Annotated in this window: 25 protein-coding genes; 15 read left to right on the plus strand and 10 right to left on the minus strand. The window is 70.9% G+C overall.

Annotation, left to right across the window (positions count from 1 at the left end; all coding sequences use genetic code 11):
- Positions 1 to 25 precede the first annotated feature (25 nt).
- The 3 genes from ACIBEI_RS33580 to hutU form a co-directional block, all read right to left on the minus strand.
- Positions 26 to 1,387 carry a formimidoylglutamate deiminase gene (locus ACIBEI_RS33580; RefSeq protein ID WP_398893996.1) on the minus strand — a complete coding sequence of 454 codons (1,362 nt, stop codon included), beginning with the start codon at positions 1,385 to 1,387 and terminating at the stop codon, positions 26 to 28.
- A complete protein-coding gene (locus ACIBEI_RS33585; RefSeq protein WP_398893998.1) occupies positions 1,384 to 2,592 on the minus strand; it encodes an allantoate amidohydrolase in 1,209 nt (402 codons plus the stop codon). Before ACIBEI_RS33585 ends, ACIBEI_RS33580 begins: the two co-directional genes overlap by 4 nt.
- 170 nt (positions 2,593 to 2,762) lie before the next feature.
- On the minus strand, positions 2,763 to 4,436 hold the full coding sequence (hutU, locus tag ACIBEI_RS33590; RefSeq protein WP_398894000.1) for a urocanate hydratase: 1,674 nt from the start codon (positions 4,434 to 4,436) through the stop codon (positions 2,763 to 2,765).
- A gap of 139 nt (positions 4,437 to 4,575) precedes the next feature.
- Here hutU and ACIBEI_RS33595 point away from each other — a divergent pair, with 139 nt between their 5' ends.
- The 6 genes from ACIBEI_RS33595 to ACIBEI_RS33620 all read left to right on the plus strand — a co-directional run bounded on the left by ACIBEI_RS33595 (position 4,576) and on the right by ACIBEI_RS33620 (position 10,132).
- Positions 4,576 to 6,045, plus strand: coding sequence for a diaminopimelate decarboxylase (locus ACIBEI_RS33595; protein ID WP_398894002.1), 1,470 nt, complete (start codon positions 4,576 to 4,578; stop codon positions 6,043 to 6,045).
- Positions 6,046 to 6,158: 113 nt separating this feature from the next.
- On the plus strand, positions 6,159 to 7,523 hold the full coding sequence (locus ACIBEI_RS33600; protein WP_398894003.1) for an APC family permease: 1,365 nt from the start codon (positions 6,159 to 6,161) through the stop codon (positions 7,521 to 7,523).
- Positions 7,524 to 7,657: 134 nt separating this feature from the next.
- Positions 7,658 to 8,056 (plus strand): hypothetical protein, encoded by a 399-nt coding sequence (locus tag ACIBEI_RS33605; protein ID WP_055617535.1) that lies wholly within the window; start codon positions 7,658 to 7,660, stop codon positions 8,054 to 8,056.
- A gap of 176 nt (positions 8,057 to 8,232) precedes the next feature.
- Complete coding sequence (locus ACIBEI_RS33610; RefSeq protein ID WP_398894128.1) at positions 8,233 to 9,153, plus strand: transcriptional regulator; 921 nt, start codon at positions 8,233 to 8,235, stop codon at positions 9,151 to 9,153.
- 38 nt (positions 9,154 to 9,191) lie between these two features.
- Positions 9,192 to 9,674 (plus strand): roadblock/LC7 domain-containing protein, encoded by a 483-nt coding sequence (locus tag ACIBEI_RS33615; protein WP_398894004.1) that lies wholly within the window; start codon positions 9,192 to 9,194, stop codon positions 9,672 to 9,674.
- A gap of 83 nt (positions 9,675 to 9,757) precedes the next feature.
- The gene (locus tag ACIBEI_RS33620; protein ID WP_398894006.1) at positions 9,758 to 10,132 is read left to right on the plus strand and encodes a hypothetical protein; all 375 of its coding nucleotides are present in this window, start codon (positions 9,758 to 9,760) and stop codon (positions 10,130 to 10,132) included.
- Between the two features lie 14 nt (positions 10,133 to 10,146).
- Here ACIBEI_RS33620 and ACIBEI_RS33625 read toward each other — a convergent pair whose 3' ends face one another.
- From ACIBEI_RS33625 to ACIBEI_RS33635, 3 genes are all read right to left on the minus strand, one after another.
- Positions 10,147 to 10,731 carry a hypothetical protein gene (locus ACIBEI_RS33625; RefSeq protein WP_398894008.1) on the minus strand — a complete coding sequence of 195 codons (585 nt, stop codon included), beginning with the start codon at positions 10,729 to 10,731 and terminating at the stop codon, positions 10,147 to 10,149.
- A gap of 104 nt (positions 10,732 to 10,835) precedes the next feature.
- Positions 10,836 to 11,717 carry a MurR/RpiR family transcriptional regulator gene (locus ACIBEI_RS33630; protein ID WP_398894129.1) on the minus strand — a complete coding sequence of 294 codons (882 nt, stop codon included), beginning with the start codon at positions 11,715 to 11,717 and terminating at the stop codon, positions 10,836 to 10,838.
- A gap of 92 nt (positions 11,718 to 11,809) precedes the next feature.
- Positions 11,810 to 13,444, minus strand: a complete 1,635-nt coding sequence (locus tag ACIBEI_RS33635) for an aromatic amino acid ammonia-lyase (RefSeq protein WP_398894010.1) — start codon at positions 13,442 to 13,444, stop codon at positions 11,810 to 11,812.
- 141 nt (positions 13,445 to 13,585) lie between these two features.
- Between ACIBEI_RS33635 and ACIBEI_RS33640 the strand changes: the two genes are divergently transcribed.
- The 5 genes from ACIBEI_RS33640 to ACIBEI_RS33660 all read left to right on the plus strand — a co-directional run bounded on the left by ACIBEI_RS33640 (position 13,586) and on the right by ACIBEI_RS33660 (position 17,520).
- Positions 13,586 to 14,620, plus strand: coding sequence for an ABC transporter ATP-binding protein (locus ACIBEI_RS33640; RefSeq protein WP_398894012.1), 1,035 nt, complete (start codon positions 13,586 to 13,588; stop codon positions 14,618 to 14,620).
- The gene (locus ACIBEI_RS33645; protein WP_398894013.1) at positions 14,617 to 15,258 is read left to right on the plus strand and encodes an ABC transporter permease; all 642 of its coding nucleotides are present in this window, start codon (positions 14,617 to 14,619) and stop codon (positions 15,256 to 15,258) included. The genes ACIBEI_RS33640 and ACIBEI_RS33645 overlap by 4 nt, the downstream gene beginning before the upstream one ends.
- 1 nt (position 15,259) lies before the next feature.
- Positions 15,260 to 15,922, plus strand: a complete 663-nt coding sequence (locus ACIBEI_RS33650) for an ABC transporter permease (protein WP_398894015.1) — start codon at positions 15,260 to 15,262, stop codon at positions 15,920 to 15,922.
- Positions 15,923 to 16,039: 117 nt separating this feature from the next.
- Positions 16,040 to 16,972 carry an ABC transporter substrate-binding protein gene (locus ACIBEI_RS33655; protein WP_398894017.1) on the plus strand — a complete coding sequence of 311 codons (933 nt, stop codon included), beginning with the start codon at positions 16,040 to 16,042 and terminating at the stop codon, positions 16,970 to 16,972.
- A gap of 122 nt (positions 16,973 to 17,094) precedes the next feature.
- Positions 17,095 to 17,520: a hypothetical protein gene (locus ACIBEI_RS33660; RefSeq protein ID WP_398894130.1), complete on the plus strand. Its 426-nt coding sequence runs from the start codon at positions 17,095 to 17,097 to the stop codon at positions 17,518 to 17,520.
- Positions 17,521 to 18,024: 504 nt separating this feature from the next.
- Here ACIBEI_RS33660 and ACIBEI_RS33665 read toward each other — a convergent pair.
- Positions 18,025 to 19,416, minus strand: coding sequence for a cystathionine beta-synthase (locus ACIBEI_RS33665; protein ID WP_398894019.1), 1,392 nt, complete (start codon positions 19,414 to 19,416; stop codon positions 18,025 to 18,027).
- Positions 19,417 to 19,561: 145 nt separating this feature from the next.
- Here ACIBEI_RS33665 and ACIBEI_RS33670 point away from each other — a divergent pair, with 145 nt between their 5' ends.
- The 3 genes from ACIBEI_RS33670 to ACIBEI_RS33680 all read left to right on the plus strand — a co-directional run bounded on the left by ACIBEI_RS33670 (position 19,562) and on the right by ACIBEI_RS33680 (position 23,283).
- Positions 19,562 to 20,593 carry an SGNH/GDSL hydrolase family protein gene (locus ACIBEI_RS33670; protein ID WP_398894021.1) on the plus strand — a complete coding sequence of 344 codons (1,032 nt, stop codon included), beginning with the start codon at positions 19,562 to 19,564 and terminating at the stop codon, positions 20,591 to 20,593.
- A gap of 351 nt (positions 20,594 to 20,944) precedes the next feature.
- Complete coding sequence (locus ACIBEI_RS33675) at positions 20,945 to 22,165, plus strand: acetyl-CoA C-acetyltransferase (protein WP_398894022.1); 1,221 nt, start codon at positions 20,945 to 20,947, stop codon at positions 22,163 to 22,165.
- A 326-nt stretch (positions 22,166 to 22,491) separates the two neighbouring features.
- Positions 22,492 to 23,283, plus strand: a complete 792-nt coding sequence (locus tag ACIBEI_RS33680) for a hypothetical protein (protein ID WP_200396379.1) — start codon at positions 22,492 to 22,494, stop codon at positions 23,281 to 23,283.
- A gap of 85 nt (positions 23,284 to 23,368) precedes the next feature.
- Here the strand turns inward: ACIBEI_RS33680 and ACIBEI_RS33685 are convergent, their stop codons facing one another.
- Positions 23,369 to 23,680 (minus strand): hypothetical protein, encoded by a 312-nt coding sequence (locus ACIBEI_RS33685; protein WP_398894024.1) that lies wholly within the window; start codon positions 23,678 to 23,680, stop codon positions 23,369 to 23,371.
- 102 nt (positions 23,681 to 23,782) lie between these two features.
- On the opposite strand from ACIBEI_RS33685, the gene ACIBEI_RS33690 reads away from it, so the two are divergent.
- Positions 23,783 to 24,013 (plus strand): DUF4287 domain-containing protein, encoded by a 231-nt coding sequence (locus ACIBEI_RS33690; RefSeq protein ID WP_200396381.1) that lies wholly within the window; start codon positions 23,783 to 23,785, stop codon positions 24,011 to 24,013.
- A 138-nt stretch (positions 24,014 to 24,151) separates the two neighbouring features.
- Here the strand turns inward: ACIBEI_RS33690 and ACIBEI_RS33695 are convergent, their stop codons facing one another.
- Both ACIBEI_RS33695 and ACIBEI_RS33700 read right to left on the minus strand, forming a co-directional pair.
- Positions 24,152 to 25,048 carry a Bax inhibitor-1/YccA family protein gene (locus ACIBEI_RS33695; protein ID WP_383954101.1) on the minus strand — a complete coding sequence of 299 codons (897 nt, stop codon included), beginning with the start codon at positions 25,046 to 25,048 and terminating at the stop codon, positions 24,152 to 24,154.
- Between the two features lie 185 nt (positions 25,049 to 25,233).
- Positions 25,234 to 26,409, minus strand: coding sequence for a 4-hydroxybenzoate 3-monooxygenase (locus tag ACIBEI_RS33700; protein ID WP_398894026.1), 1,176 nt, complete (start codon positions 26,407 to 26,409; stop codon positions 25,234 to 25,236).
- Positions 26,410 to 26,470: the final 61 nt, after the last annotated feature.

The following is a 26,470-nucleotide window of genomic DNA, read 5'->3' on the forward strand; positions in this document are numbered from 1 at the left end:
CTCGGGCTCGGGCTGGGCGCGAGGATCAGGCGCGCAGGGCTTCGACGGCGTCGGCCAGGGCCTGCGGCACGTTCGGCACGAGGGCATGGACCCCGTCGCGTACGACGTGCCGGCCGCCCACGACCGTATGGCGCACGTCCGCCGCGGTCGCCGCGAATACGGCCGTCTCGGCGCCGAGCCGCGGCACCGGCCCCGCTGTTCTGACCGAGTCGAGCGCGATCGTCGTGAAGTCGGCGAGCGCGCCGGCTTCGAGGATGCCCGCGTCGTCCCAGCCCAGGGCCGCGTGACCGTCCGCGGAGGCGGCGCGCAGGAGCGCCGCCGCCGTCCAGTGGCCGCGGGTGCGGGTGCGCAGGCGCTCGTTCAGCTCCAGGGCACGCGCCTCTTCGAGCAGGTCGATGACGGCGTGGCTGTCGGAGCCGAGGGAGAGCGGTGAGCCCGCCCTCTGGAGTGCGACGGCCGGTCCGATGCCGTCGGCGAGGTCGCGCTCGGTGGTCGGGCACATGCAGGTGCCGGTCGCGGAGCCGCCGAGCAGCGCGATGTCCTCGTCGGTGAGGTGGGTGTTGTGGACGCCCGTGGTGCGCGGGCCGAGCACTCCGTGGTCGGCGAGCAGACGGGTGGGCGTGCAGCCGTGCGCCTCCAGGCAGGCGTCGTTCTCCGCCGTCTGCTCGGACAGGTGCACATGGAGCGGGGCCCGCCGCTCCTCGGCCCACCGCGCCACCGTCGCCAACTGCCCGGCGGGCACGGCCCGTACGGAGTGGATGGCGGCCCCGATCCGAACGTGATCCCGGTCTTTGAGAACTGAACAGCGTTCGGCCCAGGCCTCCGCGGTGCCGTCGGAGAAGCGGAGCTGGTGCCGGTTCGGGGGCTGCCCGGTGCGCTTGTTGAGGAGGCCGGCGGCGAGGTAGGCGGTGTCGAGCAGGGTGATGCGGATGCCCGCCTCGGCGGCGGCCTCGATGAGGGCTTCGCCCATGGCGTTCGGGTCGGCGTACGGGGTGCCGCCCGGCGCGTGGTGGACGTAGTGGAACTCGCCGACGGCCGTGACTCCGGCGAGGGCCATCTCGGCGTACACCGCGCGGGCGAGCGCGTGGTACGTCTCCGGGGTCAGCCGGTCCGCGAAGGAGTACATGATCTCGCGCCAGGTCCAGAAGGTGCCGGAGCCGACCTGGACGGTCCCGCGCAGAGCACGGTGGAAGGCGTGGCTGTGGGCGTTGGCGAGACCGGGGAGGGTCAGCCCGCGCAGGATCTCGGAGCCGGGCGGCGGGGTGTCGACACCCGTACGGACAGCGGCGACCCGCCCATCGCCGCCAACGTCCAGGGCCACGCCCGGCTCGACGAAGGAGTCGAGCCAGGCGTGCTCCAGCCAGTAGGTCGTGCCTCGCGCGCTCACGTGCAGGCCAGCCCTTCCAGTACGTCGGCGAGTGCGGTCACCCCGGCCACGCAGTCGTCCTCGGCGGCGTACTCGGCCGGCGAGTGCGAGACGCCCGTGGGGTTGCGTACGAACAGCATGGCGGTGGGGATGGATCCGGAGAGGATCCCGGCGTCGTGTCCCGCCCCGGTACCGAGAACGGGAACCTTGAGGTCCGCTTCCTTCTCCCTGCCCAGGATGCGGGCGATCTCGTCCCGCAGGGCGTGCTCGAACTCGACGACGGGGGTGAACGACTCCCTGACGATGTCCAGTTGGACCCCGTGCTCGTCGGCGTACTCGCGGGCCGCCTTCTCGATGCCGCTCACGACCGTGTCGAGGGTCGCCTGGTCGGCGGCGCGGGAGTCGAGCCAGCCGCGCACGAGGGACGGGATGGCGTTGACGCCGTTCGGCTCGACCGAGATCTTGCCGAAGGTCGCCACGGCACCCGCGAGCCGGGCCTCCCGCCGGGCGGCGAGCACGGTCTCCGCGTACGACAGCATCGGGTCGCGACGGTCCACGAGCCGGGTGGTCCCCGCGTGGTTGGCCTCGCCCCGGAAGTCGAACCGCCACCGCCCGTGCGGCCAGATGGCGCTGGCGATGCCGACCTGGTCACCGGAGAGGTCGAGGGCACGGCCCTGCTCGACGTGCAGTTCGACGAACGCGCCGATCCGGGCCAGGCGCTCGGGGTCGGCCCCGATGGCGTCCGGGTCGTATCCGGCGGCCTCCATGGCCTGCGGAAGGCTGACCCCGTCACCGTCCCGGAGCTGCCGCGCCTGCTCGACGGTCAGCTCCCCGGCCGCGAGCCGGGACCCCACACAGGCCAGCCCGAACCGGGCCCCTTCCTCGTCACCGAAGTTCACGATGGCGAGCGGCCTGGTGAACTCCGCGTTCCTGCTCCGCAGTTCGTCCAGTGCGGCAAAGGAGGACACGACACCGAGGGGGCCGTCGAAGGCGCCGCCATCGGGCACCGAGTCGAGATGCGACCCGGTGACGACGGCGCCCCCCGCGGCGGGATCCCCGAGCCAGGCCCACTGGTTCCCGTTCCGGTCCAGCTCATAGCTCAGCCCACGGGTCCGTGCCTGCTCCTCGAACCAGTCCCGACAGTCCCGATCGGCCCCGGTCCAGGCGAACCGCCGGTAGCCACCGGAGTCGGGGTGCCGGCCGATGGGCTGCAACTGCCGCCACATGTCGAGAAAGGAGGAACCCTTCAGCCCGTCCGGCGATTGAGGACGAGGCCGTTCAGGCCGATCGGGGGTCTGGGGGCGGAGCCCCCGGCGGGGTCCAGGGGCAGAGCCCATGGTTTCGGGAAGGGGCGGGGTGGGGGAAGAAGAGTCCCGCTCCCCACCGAACGGCAGGCTCACTCGCCCTCCCGCATGGGAACCCGAACGCCCCGCTCGTCAGCAACCGACTCCGCGATGTCGTAACCCGCATCCACATGCCGAATGACACCCATCCCGGGGTCGTTCGTCAGCACGCGCCGGATCTTCTCCCCGGCCAGCTTCGTCCCGTCGGCCACCGACACCTGCCCGGCGTGGATGGACCGCCCCATCCCCACGCCACCACCGTGGTGGATGGACACCCAGGACGCTCCGGAGGCCACGTTCACCATGGCGTTCAGCAGCGGCCAGTCGGCGATCGCGTCGGAGCCGTCGAGCATGGCCTCGGTCTCCCGGTAGGGAGAGGCGACGGACCCGCAGTCGAGGTGGTCGCGCCCGATGGCGAGGGGGGCCTCCAGCTCACCGCTTGCCACCATGTCGTTGAACCGCTCGCCGGCCCTGTCCCGCTCGCCGTAGCCGAGCCAGCAGATCCGGGCGGGCAGGCCCTGGAAGTGCACCCGCTCGCCGGCCAGCTTGATCCAGCGGTGCAGGGACTCGTTTTGAATGGACTCAGCCTCCGGGAAGAGGTCGAGGATCGCCTTGTCCGTCTTGTGGATGTCGGAGGCCTCACCGGACAGGGCGGCCCAGCGGAAGGGGCCCTTGCCCTCGGAGAAGAGGGGGCGGATGTAGGCGGGGACGAAGCCGGGGAAGGCGAACGCCCGCTCGTACCCGGCGAGTTGGGCCTCGCCCCGGATGGAGTTGCCGTAGTCGAACACCTCGGCGCCGGCGTCCATGAAGCCCACCATGGCCTCCACGTGACGGGCCATGGACTCGCGGGCACGGGTGGTGAACCCGGCCGGGTCCTTCGCGGCGTACGAGGCCATGTCGTCGAAGTCGACGCCCACGGGGAGGTAGGCCAGCGGGTCGTGGGCCGAGGTCTGGTCGGTCACGATGTCGACGGGGGCGCCCTCGGCGAGCATGCGCGGCAGCAGTTCGGCGGCGTTGCCGAGGAGCCCGATGGAGAGCGGGCGGCGGGCGTCGCGGGCCTCGACGGCGAGTTGGAGGGCGTGCTCCAGGGAGTCGGCCTGCACGTCGAGGTACCGGTGCTCGATGCGGCGCTCGATGGCGCGCGGGTCGACGTCGATACAGATCGCGACGCCGTCGTTCATGGTGACGGCGAGCGGCTGGGCGCCTCCCATGCCACCGAGGCCGGCGGTGAGGGTGATCGTGCCGGCGAGGGTGCCGCCGAACTTCTTCGCGGCGACGGCGGAGAACGTCTCGTAGGTGCCCTGGAGGATGCCCTGGGTGCCGATGTAGATCCAGGAGCCGGCCGTCATCTGCCCGTACATGGTGAGGCCGAGGGCCTCCAGGCGGCGGAACTCCTCCCAGTTCGCCCAGTCGCCCACCAGGTTGGAGTTGGCGATGAGGACGCGCGGCGCCCACTCATGGGTCTGCATGACGCCGACGGGCCGGCCGGACTGGACGAGCATCGTCTCGTCCTGCTTGAGCGTCCGCAGCGTACGGACCATGGCGTCGAAGGAGCGCCAGTCGCGGGCCGCCTTGCCGGTGCCGCCGTAGACGACGAGCTTGTCGGGGTGCTCGGCGACCTCGGGGTCGAGGTTGTTCTGCAGCATCCGCAGCGCGGCTTCCTGCTGCCATCCCAGGGCGCTCAGTTCCGTACCGCGCGGTGCTCGGACGGGGCGGGGTCCTGACATGGTCTGCCTCCTGGCGGCTGGTGAGTGCTCCGGGTGGTGTCGGTCATTCAGTCGGTATTCACATCCTGATCCCCTGAATAGAACTAGTCAATACCTTCGTGGGCCAGCACGGGCGCGGCACGGATGTTTGGCTGGATGTATGGCGGCATACACAGGCGCAGGAGACGGGGACCCGACGGGCGAAGAACCGGACGGCCCCACGAAGAAGCTGGACGCGGCTCCGTACGCTCCGGAAGGGGAGCTGGGAGGCGCTTCGAACGAGGAGCCGGGACCGGCCCTGGACGGGGGCATCCGGCGGGACGAGGCCGTTCGCGCGGCCGTGGAACAGGGGCTGGTCGGTCCCGCCACCCCCATCATCGGGCTCCTCGACATCACCGGCATCCGGGCCTCGGCGGCGGCCCTGCGGGCGGCCTTCGACGCGGTGACGGCACCGGGGACGCCCGTGCTGCACGCGTTCGCGGTGAAGGCGACCCCGCTCGTCCCGGTGCTGCGACTGCTGCACCGGGAGGGCATCGGCGCGGAGGTCGCGAGCCAGGGCGAGCTGGCCCTCGCCCGCGCGGCCGGGGTCCCGCCGGCCCGTACGGTCCTCGACTCGCCCGCCAAGACCCCGGCGGAGCTGCGGGAGGCGCTCGCCCTGGGCATCGCGGTCAACGCGGACAACCCGCAGGAGCTGGACCGCCTCGACGCCCTCGTGCGCTCTGCCTCGACCCGCTCCCCCATCGGGATCCGAGTGAATCCGCAGGTCGGCGGTGGTTCGATCGGAGCCCTGTCGACGGCGACGGCGACCTCGAAGTTCGGGGTGGCGCTGCGGGACGAGGGCGCGCGCGAGTGGGTCGTGCGGGCGTACCTGGACCGGCCGTGGCTGACCCGGCTGCACGCGCACTCCGGTTCGCAGGGGATGCCGCTTGAGCTGATGGCACGCGCGGTCGCGGAGACGTACGGGCTCGCGGAGGAGGTCAACGAGCGGGCCGGGCGGCGCCAGATCGACACGCTCGACATCGGCGGCGGACTGCCGGTGAACTTCGGGTCGGACGCCCACACACCCACGTACGAGGAGTACGCGCGACTGCTCGCGGCGACCGTGCCGGGGCTGTTCGACGGGCGGTACGGGCTGGTCACGGAGTTCGGGCGGTCGCTGCTCGCCAAGCACGGAGTGGTGCTGGCGAGGGTCGAGTACGCGAAGTCGGCCGGCGGGCGGGCGATCGCGGTGACGCACGCGGGGGTGCAGGTGGCGGCCCGCACGGTCTACGCGCCGAAGTCCTGGCCGCTGCGGGTCGCGGCGTACGACACGAAGGGGCGGCCCAAGGCGGGGCCCGACGTGGTGCAGGACGTGGCGGGTCCCGCGTGCTTCGCGGGCGACCTGCTGGCGGAGGAGCGGTCGATGCCGTTGCTCGAACAGGGCGACTACGCGGCCGCGTTGGACACGGGCGCGTACTACTTCGCGCACCACTACGCGTACAACTCCCTCGCGCGGCCCGGGATCCACGGCTTCGGTCCCGACGGGGCGGGCGGGGTGCGGTTCGCCGTGGTCCGGACGCCGCAGACGCTCGACGAGATCGTGACGGAGTCGGGAGGGGCGCACGCGGGGTCGCTGACGGACATGTTCTGAGGCGCCCACGCCGGACGAAGCTCTGATGAACCTCTGAGACGGGCCCCGACCGGCATCCCGCGCGCGGCACAGGGAACAAGTCCCGCACGGGTCACCGATCGGGGGAGGTTCTCTTGTCCACCGCAGAAACCGCCGCGGGCACTCCGGCGCCCGCCGAGGAGCCGGGCCTCAAGCGGGTCCTCGGTCCCAAGCTGCTGATCCTCTTCGTGATCGGCGACATCCTCGGGACCGGCATCTACGCCACCACCGGCAAGGTCGCCGGGAAGGTCGGCGGGGCGCTGTGGCTGCCGTTCGCCATCGGCTTCGTGGTGGCGATCCTGACGGCCGCCTCGTACGTCGAACTGGTCGGCAAGTATCCGAAGGCGGCCGGAGCGGCGCTCTACACGCAGAAGGCGTTCAAGGTCCCCTTCCTGACCTTCATCGTCGCGTTCATGGTGATGTGCTCGGGCCTGTCGTCGGCGAGCGCGGCGGCCCGCGCCTTCAGCGGCGACTACCTGTCGGAGCTGACGGGCGACGCGCTGCCGCCGACGCTCATCGCGATCTGCTTCATCCTGCTGCTGGCCGCCCTGAACCTGCGGGGTGTGTCGGAGTCCGTGAAGACGAACGTGGTGCTGACGCTGGTCGAGCTGACGGGCCTGGTGATCATCCTCGCGATCGGCGCGTGGGCCGTGCTGAACGGCGACGGGGAGCCGTCCCGGCTGGGCGAGTTCGAGGCGAGCGGCACCGGATACGCGCTGATCACCGGGGTGTTGGGCGCGACGGCGCTGGGTTTCTTCGCGTTCGTCGGGTTCGAGGACTCGGTGAACATGGCCGAGGAGACGAAGGATCCCGTCCGCACCTTCCCACGGGCGATCTTCGTCGGTGTGGCGGTGACGGGCACGATCTACGTCCTCGTGGCGCTGGTCTCGTCGCTCCTGGTCGACTACAAGGTGCTGGAGGGTTCGAGCGGTCCGCTGCTGGAGGTCGTGAAGGCGGGCGGTGTCGACTTCCCGCACAAACTCTTCGCGCTCATCGCTCTGTTCGCCGTCACCAACTCCGCGCTGATCAACATCATGATGGCCTCGCGCCTGTGCTACGGCATGGCCAACGAGCGCATCCTGCCGCGCGGCATGGCCCGGGTCCTGCCCACGCGTCGCACACCGGTGGTCGGCATCGCCTTCGTGACGCTGCTCGCGATCGGGCTGGTCTCCACGGGCGAGATCGAGGGCCTGGGCGACACGACATCGTTCCTGCTCCTGTGCGTGTTCGCCGTGGTCAACATCGCGGTTCTCGTCCTGCGCCGCGACCCCGTCGATCACCGGCACTTCCGTACACCGACCGTGCTTCCGGTGCTCGGCGCCCTCACCGCCCTGATCCTCGCCAGTCCGCTGGCCGACCGTCCCGCGGACGTCTACATCCGCGCCGGAGTGCTGCTGGCCGTCGGGGTGGGCCTGTGGGCGCTGAACAAGGTGGTGCTGCGTGTAAGGAGCGAGGACTGAAAGGGAAAATCCACACACTCTAGCCAGCTGCTGGCATGTTCCACAGGAAAATGCCAGAACCATCACTCCTCGCGCACACGTTGCGTAGTTTCGGCGTCACTCAGCCGAACAGCGACGGGCGGGAGGGAAGCACCGTGCCCGGAATCGACGAGTGCCTGCTGGAGGCCATGAGACTGCCCGGAGCCCGGGGAGCCTCGGTGGTCGACTGGACCAGCGGACTGGCTCTGGGCACGGTCGGGGACTCGCCCAACGGGGACCACGAGGCCACCGCGGCCGAGGCGGCGGAACTCGCCCGTCTGGCCGCGGAGCATAAGGCCTTCGCCCCCGAGGAAGGAGCCGACTGGTCCGGCGGACAGCCGCCGGTCGAAGATCTCATCATCTGCAACAAGGACAGCTACCACGTCCTGCGCTTCGTCCGTACGACGTTCGACAGCAGTGTGTTCCTGCATCTGTGGCTGGGTCGTTCGGACGGCAATCTCGCTCTGGCCCGCATACGCCTGGGCGAGATGGCGGAACGGCTGGTGGTGGGGTGACCACGGTGGAGGCACGCCCCCTGCCCGGCCGCGACAGAGCCGACGACGACAGAGCCGACGAGGACACGGCGGACCGCGTCGGGACGGACCGCACCACCCCGGAACACACCACCCCGGACCGCGGCTCCCCGAACCGCGCGGAACCACGGTCCGGCATCCCTCCCACCCTCAGCCCGATGCTCAGCCGTCTCGCCGAGGAGCGCGCCACCGGCGTCCTGACGCGGGAACGCGGCGTGCTGTATCTGGTCGAGGGCCAGGTGGTGCACGCCGAAAGCCCGGCGACACCGGGGCTCGACGTGCTGCTCACCACCCGCGGCGCGCTGGGCTCGGACGGCTGGTGGGAGGCGGTCTCGGAGGCGGGGGCCGAGCGGCGGGTCGGACGGTTCCTGGTGGACAGCGGGCGACTGACGGCGGGCGCTCTGGAGCTGTGCCACCTGGGCGCGCTGTACGACGCGGCGTTCTTCACGCTCGGCCCGAGCAGCGGTCCGGCGCGCTTCCGTTACGGGGTCGCGCACTGGATCGGGCCCGTGCGGCCGGTCTCCGTGGACGCGGTGGAGCGGGAGACGCTTCGGCGTCGCGATCTCCTGCACCGCATCTGGCCGGAGCCGGGCACGGACACCGAGCCGCTCGTACGGACCGGCCGTGCCGTCGACTCGACCCTGCCTCCGCGGCAGCGCACGGTCCTGGACCAGGTGGACGGCGAGCGCACGGCGTCGGACATCTCGCTGGTGCTCGGCCGTCCGGGATTCCACACCCTGGTCGACCTCAGGCGGCTCGCGGCCGCCGGAATCGTGACGACGCGATCGCCGACGATCACGTCCGGACCGGTCCCGACCGGGTCCGTCGCGACCGGGTCCGTCCCGTCCGGCTCCACCGCGTCTGGACCAACCGAATCCGGAGCGGCCGAATCCGGACCGGGCACGTCCGGACCGGGCACGTCCGGACCGGACGGATCCCGGACACCGCAAGAAGCACCAGCACCCCCCTTGTCCCCGGTCTCCACGGTGGTCGCGCAGGCCGCGGAGGCGGCGCAGGCATCGGCCGATCCCGACGTCGCCCTGCTGCGCCGGCTCAGAGACGCCTTGGAGGCCTTGTGATCCGCGCGCTCCGACAGCGTGCCGAGAGGAGACAACTGATGGCGGCCGAGGCCGAAGTCCTCGACGAACTACACCGGTTGCGGGCCCGAGTGCCCCAACTGACGGGTGCCCTCGCGGCCAGCGTCGACGGCCTCGTGCTGGCCCAGGACACCCCGGGCGTGGAGCCGGAAGGACTCGCCGCGCTCACCGCCGCCGCGCTGGGAGTCGCCCTGCGCATGGCGGACGCGACCGGAAGGGGCGATTTCCGCGAACTGCTGCTGCACGGCGAGCACGGCTATCTGGCGACCTACGCGGCGGGACCCTCCGCCGTGCTGACGCTGCTGGCCGGCGACCGGACGAACGTCGGCCGGCTGCACCTCGAAGGACGCCGCTCCGGAACCCGGATCGCGGAGCTCGTCGAGGCGGCGGTCGAGAGCCGGCCGACCCCGGCCGCGCGGGCCCCCGCGAAGCCCACCGCGCCCCGCACCCGAACCGCGCGCGTCGCGCGCACCACCACCGAGCCGACCGGCAAGAGCCGTTGAGCACCGGCACAGCCGTCGAGCCCGGATCCACCGGACCGCACTCACCGGTCCGACCTCACCGAACCGAAAGGACAGGCACGACCATGGCCAACACCGAAACCGCACTGAAAGAGGCCCTGGCCTCCATCGAGGGTGCGACCGGAGCCGCTCTCGTCGACTACACCAGCGGCATGGCGCTCGGCACGATCGGCGGCAGCAAGGGCTTCGACCTCACGGTCGCGGCGGCAGGCAACACCGACGTCGTACGCGCCAAGATCCGCACCATGGAGCACCTGGGCCTCAAGGGCGAGATCGAGGACATCCTGATCACGCTGTCCGACCAGTACCACCTGATCCGCCTGATCAAGGGCCGTGGCGGCAACGGTCTCTTCCTCTACCTGGTCCTCGACGTCAAGCGCTCCAACCTCGCGATGGCCAGGCATCAGCTGAAGAAGATCGAGGCGGACCTGGAGGTCTGACCCCGGCCCGAAGCTCAGACGAGCACGCCACCCCGGCGCCGCGCCCCACCGGGCGCGGCGTCGCCCGCGGCGATCCCCGTGGCGCGATAGCCCCTGACCTGCTTGCCCGCCGGAACACCGGCCCCGCGCCCGAGCCAGTCGACACGGACCCAGACGAGCGACTCGGCCGCCCGTTCGAGCCGGCCGATCCGGGCCGCCTTGAGGCGGAGGCCCGCCCCGGCTCCGGCGAGCAGCATCCCGCCGGCCGCGGGGACGGCGAACGCCGAGCCCAGTGCTCCCGCGAGGGCGAGCAGCAGCCACCACCGGTGCCCGCGCCGCCAGTTCCGTACCGTCACGGCCCGGTCCTGGAGCACGTCGTGCTTCCCGGCCCGGGCGGCTCCGCCGACCAGCGCCACGTACCGCTTGTGCCGTACCAGGGCCACCACGGCCGCGGTGATCAGGAAGAGCGCGGCTCCCGCCATCACCCCGATCCGGCGCCCGGTGATCCCGGGCACCAGTACACCCACACCCGCCGAGATCACTCCGAGCCACCACAACGGTGCCGCCCCGGCCCGTACGACGACGGCCACCCGCGCCAGTCCCTGCCCTCCGCGCGTCACGATCCGCTCCTCACCGACTCTTCGACGCCTCTTTTGGGCACGCAGGTTAGCGAGCAAAAGTGAGACACGTCTGAGAGCGGACCAAAAAAAGCGACGCGGTACCGCTACTCGACGAACAGGCTCCGGGCGGCGGCCCGCGCGTCGAACTCCTCCAGGCGTGCCTGCGCCTCGGGCAGCCCGTCGCACATCGCCTCCAGGAGCACCCGCCCGAGCAGCATCGGCGCGCAGGCCGTGTCGAAGGCGAGCCCGGTCCCGACGGCGGCCGGCAGCAGCAGGTCGGACACCTTGGCGACCGGCGCGAACGCCGAGTCCGCGACGGTGACGACGGTCAGCCCGGCCTCCTTCGCGTAGGCCAGCGTGTCCACGACCTCCCGCGGGTGCCGGGGCAGGGCGAAGCAGAGCAGGGTCGTGGCCCCGGCGCGTACGGCCGAGTCGATCCGGTCGTGGACCATCGTGCCGCCCTCGTGCAGCAGCCGTACGTCCGGATGGACCTTGGCGGCGAAGTACGCGAAGCCGTAGGCCTGGGACGCGGCCGCCCGCAGTCCGAGCACCGGCAGCGGCCGTGAGGCGGCGAGCAGCCGTCCCGCCCGCTCCACCGGACGCGGGTCCGCGAGCACGGAGGCGAGATGGCGCAGGTTCTCGATCTCGGCCTCGACAGCCTGCTGGTACTCGTTGTACGAGCCCGTGTCCGCCGCGGGTTCGGCGGGCGTGACCTCGCGCAGGTGCTTGCGCAGCGCCGGATAGCCGTCGAAGCCGAGGGCCACGGCGAAACGGGTGACGGACGGCTGGCTGACCCCGGCCAGCTCCGCGAGTTCCACGCTCGACAGGAACGGCACGTCGGCGGCCCGCCGCACCATGCTGTGCGCGATCCGCCGCTGGGTGGGGGTGAGCCGGTGGCCCTCGAAGAGCGTCTGCAGCCGCCCGGCAGGACTGTCCGTCACGCCCGCGCTCCCGTCGTCCGCGCCCGCCTCGCCGGCCGGGCCCATCTCCCTGTCCGTGCCCATGCCCATGCCCGTGTCCATGCCCGTGTCCATGTCACTGTCCATGCCCATATTCACGCTCATGTTCCCGTCCACGCTCATGCCGTGCTCCCCCTCCAGATGTCCGTGAACCGGTCGAGCAGTGCGGCCGCCGCCGTCACGTCGTCCGTGAGCGGACGATCGGTCGGGTCGGCGTCGAGCACCGATTCGGCGAGTTCCAGCGCCCGCGCCACCGGCAGCTCCGGATCGGGCCGCAGCTCGCGCTGGCGCAACGCCCGTACGGCGGCGACGAGTTCACAGCCCACGACGAGCCGGTACGCATCGCACGCGCGCAGTGTCTGACGTGCGGCGAGCGAGGCGAAGCTGGCCTGCTCCTCGACGCCCCGGGAGAGTACAGCGTGGCCGAGCGAGGCGGGCGCGGAGAAGGCCCGCAGATCACCGAGGGCGGCCCCGGCGGCGTACTCCAGGATCATCACGCCGGAGGAGGCAGGCTCGTGGTCGGCGAGGAAGGGGCGCAGCCGGGTGTAGGAGGGTTCGTTGAGGGTCGACAGGCGTGAGGTCGACAGCCGGGCCACCTGGGTGAGGGAGAGCCTGAAGTGGTCCAGGGCGAGGGCGAGTTGGGCCTGGTAGAAGCCGCCGTGGTGGTAGGCGGCCATGTCCTCGGCGCAGATCAGCGGGTTCTCGGCCGCCGCGTTGATCTCGACGGCGAGAACCTCCTCCAGGGCGTCGGCCGCGTCGTGCGCGGGCCCGTGGATCTGCGGCAGACACCGGAATCCGTACGGGTCCTGGATCCGGCCGAGCGGCGGCGTCGGGTGGTCGGCGGCACCGATCAACTCCCGCATGCGCCGGGCCACTTCACTCGAACCGCGGTGCGGACGCGCGGCGTGCACGGGTGCCGCGTACGCCTCGTACGAGCCGTCCACCGCGACCAGCGACAGCGCGGCGACGACCTGTGTGGCCCCGATCAGCCCGCGCAGTTCGTGCAGGGCGAGGGCCGCCTGTCCGAGGGTGAGGGCGTTGCTGCTGATCAGCGCGAGGGCGTCGTTGTTGTCGAGCGGCTGGGGCTCGGGCGCGCCCACGGACTCCGGCGAACCGGCGACCGCGCCCGTAGCCGCACCGGCGATCGCCCCGCCGAGCACACCGCCGCCCACGCTCCCCGAGGCACCGGCACCCACGACCGCGCGCACACCGGTCGACCCGTCCGCGCCCCGCCAGGGATGCTCCCCCGCCAGCGCCAGCCCGAGCTGGGCGAGCGCCGCGATGTCCCCGGTCCCCACCGAGCCGAACTCGTTCACGACGGGGTACGCACCGGCCTCCAGCGCCTCGCACAGCGCCGTGACGACGGTGGGCCGCAGGCCCGCGCCACCCGCGAGGAGCTGGTTCGCGCGGACGGCGAGCATCGCCCTGACCTGCCGGGCGGGCAGTTCCTCGCCGATGGCGCCGGCGTGGCTGCGCAGCAGACGCAGTCCGTGCTCGGCGGCCGCCTCGGTCGGCACGTCCTCGTTCCGGTTGGCGCCGACTCCGGTGGAGCGGCCGTACACCCGCCCGGTCGCGGCGATCCGCCGGGCGGCGTCCCAGGATTCCTCGACGCGTTTCATCGCCTCGGTGCCCGGAACCGGCCGTGCGGTCCCGTCGGCGAGCCGTACGACGTCGGCGACGCCGGTGCTGCAACCGTCCAGCACCACGAGGCCGGTGGTCACCGCACCCGGTGCGTCCACATCCCGAGACGACATAGAGCGCGAACTCCCCTCAATCCGGACGTTGGATCTTTCCTGGCGGTCATAAGTAACCGGCGATTAACACCGACCCGTTGACAACCTATTCAGATACAGAGAACTCTGCATGACGATATGCAGCCGGGCAAGGGACACCTCATGATCCAGTTCGACGCGGTCCACAAGCGCTTCCCGAACGGCACCACAGCGGTCCACGACCTCTCCCTGGAGATGCCAGAAGGCGGCGTGACCGTCCTCGTGGGATCTTCCGGTTGCGGCAAGACGACCACCCTGCGAATGATCAACCGCATGGTCGACCCGACCTCCGGGACCATCCGGGTCGGCGGCCGTGACGTGCTGGACCAGGACGCCGCCGACCTGCGCCGCTCCATCGGTTACGTCATCCAGCAGTCGGGCCTCTTCCCGCACCGCACGGTCCTCGACAACATCGCGACCGTGCCGCTGCTCCTCGGCCACGGCCGCCGAAGGGCACGGGCCCGGGCCGCCGAGCTCCTGGAGACGGTCGGCCTGACCGCCGAGTCCGGGAAGCGCTACCCGCACCAGCTCTCCGGCGGCCAGCAGCAGCGCGTCGGCGTGGCCCGCGCGCTCGCCGCCGACCCGCCGGTGCTCCTGATGGACGAGCCCTTCGGCGCGGTCGACCCGGTCGTGCGCACCCAGCTCCAGGACGAACTGCTGAGGCTCCAGAAGGAGTTGAGCAAGACGATCGTCTTCGTCACGCACGACATCGACGAGGCGGTACGGCTCGGCGACCAGATCGCGATCTTCCGCACCGGCGGCCACCTCGTCCAGTGCGCGACCCCCTCCGAGCTGCTGGCCCGCCCGGCGGACGACTTCGTCGCGGACTTCCTGGGCGCCGAGCGCGGCCTGAAGCTCCTGTCCCTGACGCCGCTCAAGGACATACCCCAGGCCCCGGCCCCCGAGGGCGGCACCTGGGAACTGGCCCTCGACGCGGCCCGCAGGCCCCTGCACTGGCGCACCGGGGACACCGAACTCCCCGTACGGCCGCTGCGCGACACCGACTCCCTGCTCGCCGCGCTCAACGAGTCCATCGCCTCCCCGACCGGACTCGTGGCCCGCGTCGACGCCGCCGGCGCCCTCACCGGTGTGACCTCGCGCGACGAGATCCACCAGCACGCGGGCCAGGCCCACGCGGAAGCCCGGGTGGCCTCGTGACCATCGACTGGTCGTGGATCGGCGACCACACCGACGACCTCACCACCCTGACCGTCTCGCACCTCCAGGCGGCCCTGTCCGCGGTCTTGTTCGGCCTGCTGATCTCCCTCCCGCTGGCCGTGGTCGCCCACCGGATCCGCCCCCTGCGCGGCATGCTCCTCGGCCTGTCGAACGTCCTCTTCACGATCCCGTCGATCGCGGTCTTCGTACTACTCCTCCCGGTCTCCGGCCTGACCCGCACCACCACGGTCGTCGGCCTGACGATCTACACCCTCGTCGTCCTGCTGCGGAACACGGTCGAAGGCCTCGACTCGGTCCCCGCGAAGACGAAGGAGGCCGCGAAGGCCATGGGCACGCGCCCCCTGCGCGCCCTCCTCACGGTCGAGCTCCCCCTCGCACTCCCCGTGATCATGGCGGGCGTCCGTATCGCCACGGTCATGTCGATCTCACTGGTCTCCGTGGCCACGTACATCGGCGACGGCGGCCTCGGCCAGCTCTTCACGGACGGTTTCCAGCGCAACTTCCCGACCCCGGTCATCGCCGGCGTCGTCCTGACGCTCCTGCTGGCCCTGGTCGCGGACGCGCTCCTGGTGGCCGTCCAGTACGTACTCACCCCGTGGACGAGGCGGCGAGCCTGACATGTACGAACTCTTCAAGGACCTCGGCGACTGGCTGGTCAGCGGCGAGCAGTGGACCGGCCCCGACGGCATCGGCCACCGCCTCGCCGAACACCTCCAGTACTCCCTCCTCGCCACCCTCGTGGCCGCCGCGATCGCCCTCCCCATCGGGCTGCTCATCGGCCACACGGGCAGGGGCGCGTTCCTCGCGATCAACCTCGCGTCCTTCGGCCGCGCCCTGCCCACCGTCGGCCTGGTCGTCCTCGTCTTCCTCGCGAGCGGCCTGTCGATGTGGCCGGTGTACGTCGCGCTGGTCGCCCTCGCGGTCCCGTCGATCGTGACGAACACGTACGCGGGGATGACCGCCGTCGACCCGGACGTGAAGGATGCCGCGCGCGGCCAGGGCATGCGCTGGCACCAGGTCCTCTTCCAGGTCGAACTGCCCCTCGCGCTCCCGCTGATCATGACGGGCCTGCGGCTGGCGCTGATCCAGGTGGTGGCCACGGCCACGATCGCGGCGTACGTGTCTTTCGGCGGGCTGGGCCGGTACGTGTTCGACGGGCTTGCACAGCGGGACCTTGTGCAGGTGCTGGGCGGGGCGGTGCTGGTGGCTGTGGTCGCCGTTGTGCTCGACCTCGGCCTGAGCGGGTTGCAGCGGGTGCTGTTCCGTCATCGCCCCGCGTAAACGCTGCCGCTGGCTGCAGTTCTGAATCTGCGGGCCGGCCGTGGCTGGTCGCGCAGTTCCCCGCGCCCCTTACGGGGCGCCCCTGATCTCAGCAACTCCCCTCAGGAGCTTCCTCCCATGAATCGTCGTACTCTCCTCGGCGGGCTCTTCGCCGCCGCGTCCATTCCCGCTCTCGCCGCGTGCAGCAGTGGGATCACCTCGCTCGACGGCGGGGGCAGTGCCGGTGGCGGGGGCGGGTCCAGCAAGGACGGCGTCACGATCGGCACCGCCAACTTCACCGAGAACCAGGTGCTCGGCTTCCTCTACGCGGCCGTGCTGGAGGCCGCCGATGTGAAGACGAAGGTCCGGCCCAACCTCGGCACCCGCGAGATCCTCATCCCCGCCCTCAAGGGCGGCGACATCGACCTGCTCCCCGAGTACCAGGGCGCCCTCCTGCACTACCTCTCCCCCAAGGCGGAGGCGACGGAGGAGGGCGAGATGCAGAACGCCCTCGCGATCGCGCTGCCCGCCGGGCTCCAGGTGCTGCCGTACGGCATGGCCGAGGACTCCGACGCGTTCGCCGTCACGCAGGAGACGGCCGACAAGTACGGACTGTCCTCCCTCGCCGACCTGAAGAAGCAGAACGGCAGGCTCGTCATCGGCGCCGCGCCCGAGGTGAAGAAGCGCGAGGTCGGCGCGGTGGGCCTGAAGGACGTGTACGGGGTGGAGTTCAAGGAGTTCAAGTCCCTCGACTCCTCCGGCCCGCTGGTGAAGGGCGCCCTGAAGAAGGGCGACGTGGACGTGGCGAACCTCTTCACCACCGACACCGACATCGTGGCCAACAAGTGGGTCGTCCTCACCGACCCCAAGAACCTCATCCCCGGCCAGCACATCGTCCCCCTCATAGCCGACCGCAAGGCCGACTCGACGGTCCGCAAGGCCCTCGCCGAACTGGGCAACGTCCTCACCACCGCGGATCTGACCGAGCTGAACCGCCAGGTCGACAAGGACAAGAAGGACCCGGAGGACGTGGCGAACGCGTACGCGAAGGAGAAGGGCCTGACGAAGTAGGGCCGGGGAGGCGGGATCCTTCGCCGGCCGCCCCACCCGGTGGGGAACAACCCAACGGCGACAGGGGGGCTAACCCCCGTGCCAACCGGGCCCCGGCTCTCTACCGTTGACATATGACCGGTATGGAAGCCCGCGACGCCGAACTCAAGAAGGAACTCGACGCCACCTTGCACGCACGCAAGGAACTGGGCGAAGAGTACGAGTCCGCGCTGGTCGACTCGTTCCTGGAGAAGGTCGAGCAGCGCCTGGACGGCGCGGTCGACCGCCGGGTGCGCCGCCAGCTCGCGGAACAGCAGATGGTGGTGGCCCGGGGCTCGCGCTCCGCGAAGGGATCCTCGGACTCCTTCGGCGAGCGCTTCGGCTTCGGCATCGTCTCGCTGGTCCTCGCGATCCCCCTGTCCGCGATCGGCGGCGGGGTCGCGGACCTGCCCGGCCTCCTGGTCGCCTGGGCGGGCATCGCGGGAGTCAACGTGGTCCAGGCCGCACGCAACTCACCGAACTTCTTCAGCCGCCGCAAGTCCTCCCAGAACAGCGAGTGGGAAGACTGACCCGCCGCTGACCGCCACCTCGCCCCGTAAGGGCACACTCACCGCAAGCGCCGCCGAGCCCCGCCCCATAAGGGGCGCGGGGAACTGCGCGACCAGCCCCCACGGACCCGCAGCAAGGACCGTCAGCGCAACCCACGCAAAAAAGGGCCCGGTGCCTCAAGGCACCGGGCCCTTCGCAAGCTTGCGCGGGGACCGCCGCACCCCCGATACCGGGGGGCGGGACGACGGCGGTCCCCGCGAGGGACGCGGGCCGGGTCAGGGCCAGGCTTACGCGTCCGTGGCGTCCATGGAGGTCCGGGAGCCGCTCCGGAGGTCCTTGGCGCCGTTTCGGTGCCGGCCGGGGCGGGGAGCCGCTCCCGCCCTTGCCGACATCCACCAATGTGCCGGACGCGTGTTAAGCGTGTGCTGCGCGGACGTGACGCGCTCGTACCACTTCCACGAAGTTCCGCCGTGATCGCTCACACCGGAAGTTCCCCTCCGGGGCGCGCAGTTCACCGGACGTTCCTACTGGTGTCCACCTTTGGCCAGGAAGGACAACAGGTCCTGTCGGCTGACGACACCGGTGGGCTTGCCCTCGACCAGGACGATCGCCGCGTCGGCGCCCCCGAGCACGGTCATCAGGTCACCCACGGGCTCACCGGAGCCGACCTGGGGCAGCGGCGCCGACATGTGCTTCTCCAGCGGGTCGGAGAGCGAGGCCCGCTGGGTGAACAGCGCGTCGAGCAGCTCGCGTTCGACGACGGACCCGACGACCTCCGCCGCCATGACGTCCGGGTGACCGGCGCCGGGCTTGACGATCGGCATCTGCGAGACGCCGTACTCGCGCAGCACCTCGATGGCCTCGCCGACGGTCTCGTCCGGGTGCATGTGGACGAGGGACGGCATGGCCCCGTGCACCTTGTCGCTCAGGACGTCGGCGACGCGGGCGCTGGGCCCCTCGTCCTCCAGGAACCCGTAGTCGGCCATCCACTCGTCGTTGAAGATCTTGCTGAGATAGCCGCGCCCGCTGTCGGGCAGCAGCACGACCACGACGTCGTCGGGCCCGAGCCGCTGGGCGACCTCGAGCGCGGCGACGACGGCCATGCCGCAGGAGCCGCCGACGAGCAGCCCCTCCTCCTTGGCCAGCCGCCGGGTCATCTGGAAGGAGTCCTTGTCGGACACGGCGACGATCTCGTCGGCGACGGTCCGGTCGTACGCGGTCGGCCAGAAGTCCTCGCCGACGCCCTCCACGAGGTACGGCCGCCCGGACCCGCCCGAGTACACGGACCCCTCGGGGTCGGCGCCGACGACCTGGACCTTCCCGTCGCTGGCGTCCTTGAGGTACCGCCCGGTCCCGGAGATGGTGCCGCCGGTCCCCACGCCCGCCACGAAGTGGGTGATCCGCCCCTCCGTCTGCTCCCACAGCTCGGGGCCGGTGGAGTGATAGTGCGAGAGGGGATTGTCGGGGTTGGAGTACTGGTCGGGCTTCCAGGCGCCGGGCGTCTCGCGCACGAGCCGGTCCGAGACGTTGTAGTACGAGTCGGGGTGCTCGGGGTCAACGGCGGTGGGGCAGACGACGACGTCGGCGCCGTACGCCCGCAGGACGTTGATCTTGTCGGTGCTCACCTTGTCGGGGCACACGAAGATGCACTTGTAGCCCTTCTGCTGAGCCACGATGGCAAGGCCCACACCGGTGTTTCCGCTGGTCGGCTCGACGATCGTGCCGCCCGGCTGCAGCGCGCCGCTCTTCTCGGCGGCCTCGATCATGCGCAGCGCGATGCGGTCCTTCACGGAACCGCCGGGGTTGAAGTACTCGACCTTCGCGAGGACGGTCGCCTGGATGCCGGCGGTCACGCTGTTGAGCCTCACCAGCGGGGTGTTGCCGACGAGACTGATCATCGAGTCGTGGAATTGCACCGTTGTCTCCGGAGCTGAAAAAGAGTGGTCGGGGTGTGTCGTCAGCCTAAGCCCCGTGTCGGGCGTTCACGTCGCGTTGAGATTGGCCGACGGTCTGTACGGGGCAAGCAGTGGGTGTACGGCAAAGAGGAGGTGGCGGCTACGCATGACGAGCTTGTCGAGAGCGAGGGTGGCACGCCGGATCGCCGCGGGCGCCGCGTACGGCGGTGGCGGGATCGGTCTGCTGGGCGCGGCGACGGTCGGAGTGGTGCTGGCCGAGGTCCAGCTGGCGAAGCGCCAGGTGGGGAACGGCCACAGCCCCCATCCGCCGAGCGCGGACGGGCTGTACGGGTATGTGTACGCCGGCTCCGAGGAACCGCTGCGCCTGACGATGCTGGGTGACTCCACGGCGGCGGGGCAGGGGGTGCACCGGGCCCGTCAGACGCCTGGGGCGCTGCTCGCCTCCGGGCTGGCGGCGGTGGCGGAGCGGCCGGTGCGGCTGCGGAACGTGGCGCTGCCCGGCGCCCAGTCCGACGACCTGGACCGCCAGGTCGCGGTGGTTCTCGGGGAGCCGGACGGGGTGCCCGACGTGTGCGTGATCATGGTCGGCGCGAACGACGTGACGCATCGGATGCCGGCGACACGCTCGGTCCGTCACCTCTCGGCGGCGGTACGGCGTCTGCGTACCGCCGGTGCCGAGGTGGTCGTGGGCACCTGCCCCGACCTGGGCACCATCGAGCCGGTCCAGCAGCCGCTGCGGTGGCTGGCCCGGCGGGCCTCGCGGCAGCTCGCGGCCGCCCAGACCATCGGGACGGTGGAGCAGGGCGGGCGGACGGTGTCGCTGGGCGACCTGCTGGGGCCGGAGTTCGCGGCGAATCCACGGGAGCTCTTCGGGCCCGACAACTACCACCCGTCCGCCGAGGGCTATGCCACGGCGGCGATGGCGGTACTTCCCACGGTGTGTGCGGCGCTGGGCCTGTGGCCGGCCGAGGAGGAGCGTCCGGACGTCTCCCGTCGGGAGGGGTTCCTGCCGGTGGCGCGGGCCGCTGCGGAGGCCGCGTCCGAGGCGGGTACGGAGGTCACTGCGGCCATGCCCACGGGTCCGCGTGCCCCGTGGGCCCTCCTCAAGCGCCGTCGCCGCCACCGCGTCCCGGCCACGGACCCGTCTCCGACGACGACCCGGGAGCCATCCGCCTGAACGGGCGTTTTCTCGCCCCCGCCGCCCTTACCCATTCCCGTCCCTGACTCGGGGGCCAGCCCCCGAACCCCCGCTCCTCAAACGCCGGAGAGGCTAAAAGATTGCGCAGTTCCCCGCGCCCCTGAAGACCTAGGGGCGCGGGGAACTGCGCAGTCTTTTGGGGGTTCGGGGGCGGAGCCCCTGAGTTAGTGACGGGAATGGGTAGGGGCGGCGGGGGCGAGAAAAGCAAGCGCTTAGACAAATGCGGTCCGAGTCACACACCCACACCCGTGACCTGGCCCATACGTACGGGTAACTTCCAAGGCAGGTCCGCCTACACCCCCGTTACGCCATACGCCAATGGAGCCGTAGATGCCCGAAGCCGTGATCGTCTCGACCGCCCGCTCCCCCATCGGCCGCGCTTTCAAGGGCTCCCTCAAGGACCTGCGCCCGGACGACCTCACCGCCACGATCATCCAGGCCGCCCTCGCCAAGGTCCCCGAGCTGGACCCCAAGGACATCGAGGACCTGATGCTCGGCTGCGGCCTCCCCGGCGGCGAGCAGGGCAGCAACCTCGGCCGCATCGTCGCCGTACAGATGGGGATGGACCACCTCCCCGGCTGCACGATCACCCGTTACTGTTCCTCGTCACTCCAGACGACCCGCATGGCCCTGCACGCCATCAAGGCGGGCGAGGGCGACGTCTTCATCTCGGCGGGCGTGGAGATGGTGTCCCGCTTCACGAAGGGCAACTCCGACAGCCTCCCGGACACGCACAACCCCCTCTTCGCGGACGCGGAGGCCCGCACCGCCGAGGTCGCCGCCAGCGAGGGCGCGAGCTGGCACGACCCGCGCGAGGACGGCCTCGTCCCCGACCCGTACATCGCCATGGGCCAGACCGCGGAGAACCTCGCCCGCGTCAAGGGCGTCACCCGCCAGGACATGGACGAGTTCGGCGTCCGCTCGCAGAACCTCGCCGAGGAAGCCATCAAGAACGGCTTCTGGGAGCGCGAGATCACGCCGGTGACGACCCCGGACGGCACGGTCGTCTCCAAGGACGACGGCCCCCGCGCCGGCGTCACCCTCGAAGGCGTCCAGGGCCTGAAGCCGGTCTTCCGCCCCGACGGCCTGGTCACCGCCGGCAACTGCTGCCCCCTCAACGACGGCGCGGCAGCGGTCGTCATCATGAGCGACACCAAGGCCCGCGAGCTCGGCCTCACCCCCCTCGCCCGGGTCGTCTCGACCGGCGTCACCGGCCTCTCCCCCGAGATCATGGGCCTCGGCCCGGTCGAGGCGTCGAAGCAGGCCCTGAGCCGCGCCGGCCTGACCGTCGACGACATCGACCTCTTCGAGATCAACGAGGCGTTCGCCGCCCAGGTGATCCCCTCCTACCGCGACCTGAACATCCCGCTGGAGAAGCTGAACGTGAACGGCGGCGCGATCGCTGTCGGCCACCCCTTCGGCATGACCGGCGCCCGCATCACCGGCACGCTCATCAACTCCCTCCAGTTCCACGACAAGCAGTTCGGTCTGGAGACGATGTGCGTCGGCGGCGGCCAGGGCATGGCGATGGTCATCGAGCGCCTGAGCTAGCACCGGCAGCCACCACGGCGGCCACCACAGGAACCGGCGCCCGAACCGAAGCGCCGCACCTGTAACCGCAGTTGAACTCAGCGTGACCGAATCGGCCCGGAACCCCGCAACCACCGGGACTACGGGCCGATTTGTGATCCAATCTCCCCCAGGATGTGACCTATCTCCCTCTGGAGAGGGATTTACGCAGGTCAGAGCCGTTACGCAACCAAACATCAGGGCTAAAGTCCTGTCCCTTTCGTGACGTTACGCACTGACAGCTGGTTAGTCCGCCCTTCAAGCTGATGTAGGAAGTCGGGGGTCGACTTTGAACCGGGAGTACGTCAGTGAGCACCACGTCTCTTGCTCTGCTGCTCGCCACAGCCACCACCACGGCCGTGGGCGTCGCCGTTCTGCGCACCCTGCTGGCGCTGCGCCGACAGGTGGCGGCCCTGCACACCCAGCTCGCCGAGAGCCGCGCCACGGCCGTCCGCGGTCTCGTGCCGTCCGCGCGCTCGACCACGGACACGGACGAGATACGTGCCGCCGTGGCCGAGGCGCTCGCCGAGGAGCGGGAGCGGGAGCTCGCCGAGGCCCGGGCGTTCTGGGCCGCCCAGGAGGCGCGTGACGCCTCGGACGCGCCCACTCTGCTCGGCCTGCCGGACAGCGATCTGTTCCTCCCGCGCCAGTCGGACTTCGCGGGCCTCGAACACCTGGAGCCGGTGACCGAGCCCGCCGCCGACGCCGACGAGTTCGCCGGGGACTCCCCCGAACTGGCCGCGGCCCGCCGCCGTCACCCCTCGCACCCGGACTTCGTACCGGTCCAGTCACCGGTCGTGAACGACCATGAGCGCACGGTGTCCTGCCTGGAGGAACTGGCCGAGTCCCGCACGGAACTCACCGACATCCGCCCCGGCCCCCTCGGCACGCTCGACGTCTACGTCTTCGCCGACGGCACCACCCTCTGCATGACCCCGGGCCACCGCGAAACGGCCGAACGCCTCGCCGATTCCCTCCGCACCGGCCACCCCCCGGTCCTCCTGGGCGGCTCCGGAGTCTCAGGCGCCTACGCCCTAACCTTCGAATGCGCGGACGAGAACGTCTACGTCCTGGCGGACCGGGTCATAGCTTCCCTGTGAAGCACGCCCCGACATTGAGCGCCCCGTCAGGGGCGCGGGGAACTGCGCGACAAGCCACATCCGGCCGGCAGCCGCCAACGAACGCTCAAACCCCCGCCCTCTTCTGCGCCTCCTCAACAACCCGCACCGCTTCCGCGAGCCCATCCTCGGAAGTCAGCACAACCGCCAAATCATTCCCAGCGAGAGTGATCTGATCGGCCGCGGCGAACATCCCCACATCCGGCATCTCCAGAGGCTCCCGCAAGGGATCCTCCAACCGCTGGGCACGCAGTGCCAACTCCCTGGCCAGCCCCAGCGCCTCCGCGGCAGCCCCCCGTTGCAACCGACTCTGCGGAGCGGCCCGCAACCGGTCGGCGAAATGTTCCACGGCCCGCGTCAAAGGCGTCGTATCAAGCACGCGCCGACCCTACGCGCCTCATCTGGACTGTTGCCAACAGGCCAACGCTCAGGCACGGTGACTTGAAGGACCGGCTTACATCCCATGCGTCCGGAGGCGCCGATGTCCCAAGTCTTCTCCGAGGAGACCCATCGCAATCTGCTCGCCCGCATCCCCCATTGCACCGGTCGTGAGATCTCCGACTGGCTGCGCACCGTCGACGAAGGCCCCGCCCTCTTCCGCTTCGAGGAGAAGGTCAGCTGGCTCCGCGCCGAGCACGACCTCGCGTACGGCCACGCCAAAGCCATCATTCACGAGTACGACCTGAGGAGGGCCGCGCGCAAACTGCGCTGAGCGGTTTCGCTCTGCTCCTGCACCCGACAGAAATGGAAGGGCCCGCGAACCATGGTTCGCGGGCCCTTCCGACTGCGGTTCCTACGCCACCGGCCGATGGGGGCCGATCGCGCAGTTCCCCGCGCCCCTAAAGAGGCGCTAATCGTTGCCGCTGAAGATCGCGACCAGGCGCAGCATCTCCAGGTAGATCCAGACGAGGCTCATGGTGAGGCCGAAGGCGGCCAGCCAGGACTCGTCGCGCGGGGCGCCGTAGGCGATGCCGTCCTCGATCTGCTTGAAGTCGAGCGTCAGGAAGAACGCACCGAGGACGATCGCGAGAATGCCGACGATCGCGCCCAGCGGGCCCATGCTCCGCAGCCCGCCGTCATCGGCGACACCGAAGACGACCAGCAGCAGGTTGACCGCCATGACGAGCACGAAGGCGATGGCGATGGCCATGCCGATGCGCGCGTACCGGGCGGTGACGCGGATCCAGCCCGCCTTGTAGATCAGCAGGGTGGCGCCGGACACCGCCATGGTGCCGAGCACCGCCTGGAAGGGCGCGCCGCTCCACCGGCTGTTGAACATCTCGCTGATCACGCCGAGGAAGACGCCCTCGAAGGCGGCGTACGCCAGGATCAGCGGGGGCGAGGCCTTGCGCTTGAAGGCCTGGACGAGCGCGAAGACCATCGCGATGAGCGCGGAGCCGATGGCCAGGCCGAAGCTGCTCGACGTGACCGGCAGCAAGGCCCATGCGAGCACGGCACCGACGGTGACCGTGCCGAGCGTCATGGCCGTACGCGAGACGACGTCGTCCATCGTCATACGGCCGGCGGCGGGCGGGGCCTGCGGCGGCGCGCCGTGCTGGAGGTCCTGCGGGGCGTAAGGATTCTGCGCGTACGGGTTGCCGCCCTGCGGGGCGTGCGGGGTGCCCGCGTACGGGTTGCCCTGCGTTCCGACAGCGGGGCCCCCGGCCTGCGGCGCGGTGTTGAAGCCCGCGTAGCCGTTGTCGCGGCTGAACCCCCGTCGCGAGAAGACCGGGTTGCTGCTCCTCATTTCACTCCTCCATGGCCACCCTGCGTGGCCTTGGCTCAAGAGTAATGGGTAGGCAAAAGAAAGCCTCTAGTGCCTGGGGAGGATCTTTCCCCTCTTGTGACCGGGAACACCAGGCCTGGACCTGGCATTCCCCGCACCGTTACAACGCCGGTACGCACTGTTCCGGTTCCCCCTTCCGAGGTGTCTCACTCCAGCGGGAAGCCCGTGTATCCCTCGGCGAGGTCCTGCTCAGCCGCGCGGGCGCCGGCGATCCGCGCCAGCCGGGCGAGCTGGATCCGGTCCTCGAAGGGCGTCGCGTCGGCCGGCCGGTGCAGCAGCGTCGTCATCTCGTACGAGAACCGCTCGGCCTGCCACACCCGCCGCAGACAGGTCTCGGAGTACGCGTCGAGCAACTCCGCCGACCCGGTCTCCTGCTCGTACGCCAGGGCCCGGGCGAAGGTGACGACGTCACCGACCGCGAGGTTCAGCCCCTTGGCGCCGGTAGGCGGCACGATGTGAGCGGCATCACCGGCCAGGAAGAGCCGCCCGTACCGCATCGGCTCGTGCACATGACTGCGCATGGGGGTGACGGACTTCTGGGTGATGGGCCCCCGCTCCAGCCGCCACCCGTCCCCCGTCTCGAACCGCCGCTCCAACTCGTCCCAGATCTCCTCGTCCCCCCACTCCTCAGCGTCCGTGCCCTCGGGCACCTGGAGATAGAGCCGCGAGACGAGGGGCGACCGCATGGACAACAACGCGAAGCCACGCTCATGACGGGCATAGACGAGCTCGTCGTGCGAGGGCGGCACATCGGCGAGGATCCCGAGCCACCCGAACGGGTAGGTCCGCTCGAAGACCCGGGTGAGTTCGGCGGGAATGGCCTTGCGGGCGACCCCCCAGAACCCGTCGCACCCGACCACGTACGAGCACTCCAACACCTCCTCACGCCCCTCATGCCGAAACCGCACCCGCGGCGCCTCCCCGCCCGCCCCCTCCAGGGCGAGGGCCTCCGCCCCGAAAAGAAGGGGCCCGCCCTCCTTGAGCTGAAGCGCGATGAGGTCCTTGCACACCTCGGTCTGGGCGTAGACCATCACGGACCGCCCACCGGTCAGGGCGGGAAAGTCGACGCGGTGCCGCCGCCGGTCGAACCGCAGCTCGATGCCGTCGTGCCGCAGCCCCTCACGGTCCATGCGCTCACCGGCGCCCGCTGCCCGCAGCACGTCCACGGTCCCCTGCTCCAGGATCCCGGCCCGCTGCCGCTGCTCCACATAGGCCCGGCCCCGGCTCTCCAGCACGACGGAGTCGATCCCCGCGTTGCGCAACAGCCGCGCCAGCAGCAGCCCGGCCGGCCCGGCCCCGATGATCCCGACAGTGGTACGCATCGACCAGCCCCTCGCGCTCCGAAACCAAAGTGAGCGACCTTCATCGCGTTCGCCCAGTGAA

Source organism: Streptomyces sp. NPDC050988 (assembly GCF_044456225.1).
GTDB lineage: Bacteria > Actinomycetota > Actinomycetes > Streptomycetales > Streptomycetaceae > Streptomyces.